The 2,507-nt window shown below is 70.8% G+C and carries 4 protein-coding genes and 1 pseudogene; 3 read left to right on the top strand and 2 right to left on the bottom strand.

Going from position 1 to position 2,507, the window contains the following annotated elements:
* Window positions 1-120, bottom strand: a pseudogene (locus FV228_RS34445) (DUF2293 domain-containing protein); the annotation flags it as partial.
* Between the two features lie 246 nt (window positions 121-366).
* Here FV228_RS34445 and FV228_RS26735 point away from each other — a divergent pair.
* Window positions 367-639: a hypothetical protein gene (locus FV228_RS26735; protein WP_147857290.1), complete on the top strand. Its 273-nt coding sequence runs from the start codon at window positions 367-369 to the stop codon at window positions 637-639.
* A 109-nt stretch (window positions 640-748) separates the two neighbouring features.
* Here the strand turns inward: FV228_RS26735 and rpsD are convergent, their stop codons facing one another.
* Window positions 749-1,366 (bottom strand): 30S ribosomal protein S4, encoded by a 618-nt coding sequence (gene rpsD / locus FV228_RS26730; protein ID WP_058190956.1) that lies wholly within the window; start codon window positions 1,364-1,366, stop codon window positions 749-751.
* A gap of 197 nt (window positions 1,367-1,563) precedes the next feature.
* Between rpsD and FV228_RS26725 the strand changes: the two genes are divergently transcribed.
* Window positions 1,564-2,058 carry a GNAT family N-acetyltransferase gene (locus tag FV228_RS26725; protein ID WP_147857289.1) on the top strand — a complete coding sequence of 165 codons (495 nt, stop codon included), beginning with the start codon at window positions 1,564-1,566 and terminating at the stop codon, window positions 2,056-2,058.
* Between the two features lie 60 nt (window positions 2,059-2,118).
* Window positions 2,119-2,507, top strand: a 389-nt coding sequence (locus FV228_RS26720) for an HTH domain-containing protein (RefSeq protein WP_147857288.1), incomplete at its 3' end; no start/stop codon positions are given.

Below are 2,507 nucleotides of genomic sequence, written 5' to 3'. Positions count from 1 at the left end.
CGCCAGCGCCCGGTCCAGCACGGCGTCGGACTCGAAGGCGGGCAGGCGCGGGGCGATGTGGGCCAGCGCCTCGGCCACGGCCTCGCGGCGGTTCAGGGGCGGGGGCAAGGGCGAGGACAAGGGGATCTTCTCCGGAATGCACGCAGGGCGGCTCGCCGGGCCGCCTCCGGCCCGGGCACCATGATTTCGCCGCCGCGGCCGGCTAGGGGGCTGCCCGCCGGTGCGGATACCGGCTCGGGGTGCGCACGCGCATCACGACAAAGGCTTAGCGCCGCATCCAATTGCAACGTGCTCCGGTGCGGCCCTAATGTCATCGGCAGTTGAGGCGGGGCACGCAGACACCCCGCCGTCGGGGAGATCAGGTCCATGCCAACGATCCGTCACGCGGTGATCCTGGGCGTGCTGCTCGGGGCGGCGCCGGCCCTGGCCCAGAGCCCGCCGGCCCCGGACGGGTCCCGGGTCGGCCGCAGGATCACCGCCACCGGGCAGACCAAGCCGCCGAGCCCCGCCGCCACGGGTACGGCCCGGCCGGTGAACGAGGTCGCCATGGTCAAGGCGCAGAAGGCCGCGGAAGCCCGCTCGAAGGCGTGGGACAGCAAGATGCGCCACACGATGGGCACGATCTGCAACGGCTGCTGAGCCGGATACGAAAAGGGGCCGCCCCTGCGGGCAGCCCCTTCTTGCGCAAGTCCGGCTCCCGAACCACACCCCGCCGCCGGCTCGGCCACGGGGTGCGATCCCGGGAGACTCAGCGGGAGTAGAACTCGATGACGAGGTTCGGCTCCATCTGCACCGGGTAGGGCACCTCGGACAGGCTGGGGATGCGGGTGACGCGGGCGGTCATCTTGGCGTGATCGGCCTCGATGTAGTCCGGCACGTCGCGCTCGGGGAGCTGGGTCGCCACGATGACGATCTCGAGCTGGCGGGAGGATTCCTTGACCTCGATGAGGTCGCCGGCCTTCACCTGGTAGCTCGGGATGTTCACCCGGATCCCGTTGACCTTGACGTGGCCGTGGTTGACGAACTGGCGGGCCGCGAACGGGGTCGCCACGAACTTCGCGCGGTACACCACGGCGTCGAGGCGCCGCTCGAGCAGGCCGACCAGGTTCTCGCCGGAATCGCCGCGCAGGCGGATCGCCTCGGCGTAGTAGCGGCGGAACTGCTTCTCGGTGATGTTGCCGTAATAGCCCTTGAGCTTCTGCTTGGCGCGCAGCTGCGTGCCGAAGTCGCTCATCTTGCCCTTGCGGCGCTGGCCGTGCTGGCCCGGGCCGTACTCGCGGCGGTTGACGGGGCTCTTCGGGCGGCCCCAGATGTTCTGGCCCATGCGGCGGTCGAGCTTGTGCTTCGCCTGAATCCGCTTCGACATTGTTTCGCGTCCTCTCGAGACCGAGATTGAGGAACGCGCCCTCCTTTTCCCGGACCCTCAAGGCCGGGACGACAGGGCGGGATGATCCCGCCCACGGGTGCGCGTGAAAACGCGACGGGGCCCCGTGCGGAGCCCCATCGACGGCCGGGTCTTTAGGGGATGGGCCGGCCCCGGTCAACCACAGGCGGTCTTTCGGAATGGCGGAGACGATGCGGATCAGGCCGGCGGAGGCGGCGGACGCGGCGGCGATCCGGGCTCTGGTGGACGCGGCCTACGCCGCATGGATCCCGCTGATCGGCCGCCTGCCGACGCCGATGCGTGCCGATTACGCGAAGTCTGTGCAGGATCACCGCTTCGACCTGCTGCAGATCGACGAAGAACTGGCCGCCCTGATCGAGACCACGCGAAGGGACGACGAAGGGAACGGCCACCTGCTGGTCGTCAACGTCGCGGTCCACCCGGCCTTCCAGGGCCGGGGCTTCGGGACGACGCTGCTCAAACGCGCGGACACCATCGCCGCCGGGGCGGGCCTGACGCGGCTGCAGCTCTACACCAACAAGAAATACACGGCGAACCTGCGCCTCTACGGATCCCTCGGCTACCGGGTGGAGCGCGAGGAGCCGTATGACGGCCCGGGCCGGACCCTGGACGACGACATCACGGTGCACATGGTCAAGGCGCTCGCTCCGTAACGGGCCGGAACCCGCGATGTCGTCATCCGACGGCAGCGTCGCGGGCGTTAGAAGGGCCGCATGTCCCGCTCGGAACGCCTGTTCGACCTGCTCCACGTCCTGCGCCGCCACCGGCGGCCCGTCAGCGGGCGGGTGCTGGCCGGGGAGACCGGCGTCAGCCTGCGCACCCTGTACCGGGATATCGCGAGCCTTCAGGCGATGGGGGCCGCCATCGAGGGGGAGCCGGGGGTCGGCTACATTCTGAAGCCGGGCTTCCTGCTGCCGCCGCTGATGTTCAGCCCGGAGGAGATCGAGGCGCTGGTCCTGGGGTCGCGCTGGGTGGCCGACCGCGCCGACGACCGGCTGAGCGGCGCGACCCGGAGCGCGCTCGCCCGGATCGGCGCGGTCCTGCCCGACGACCTGCGCGAGACCTTCGCGGGTTCGGCGCTGCTGGTCGGCCCCGGCACCGC

It is taken from the genome of Methylobacterium sp. WL18 (assembly GCF_008040015.1).
Classification (GTDB): domain Bacteria; phylum Pseudomonadota; class Alphaproteobacteria; order Rhizobiales; family Beijerinckiaceae; genus Methylobacterium; species Methylobacterium mesophilicum.
Note: the sequence above shows the minus strand (reverse complement) of the source record. Positions and strands in the feature narration are given on the sequence as shown.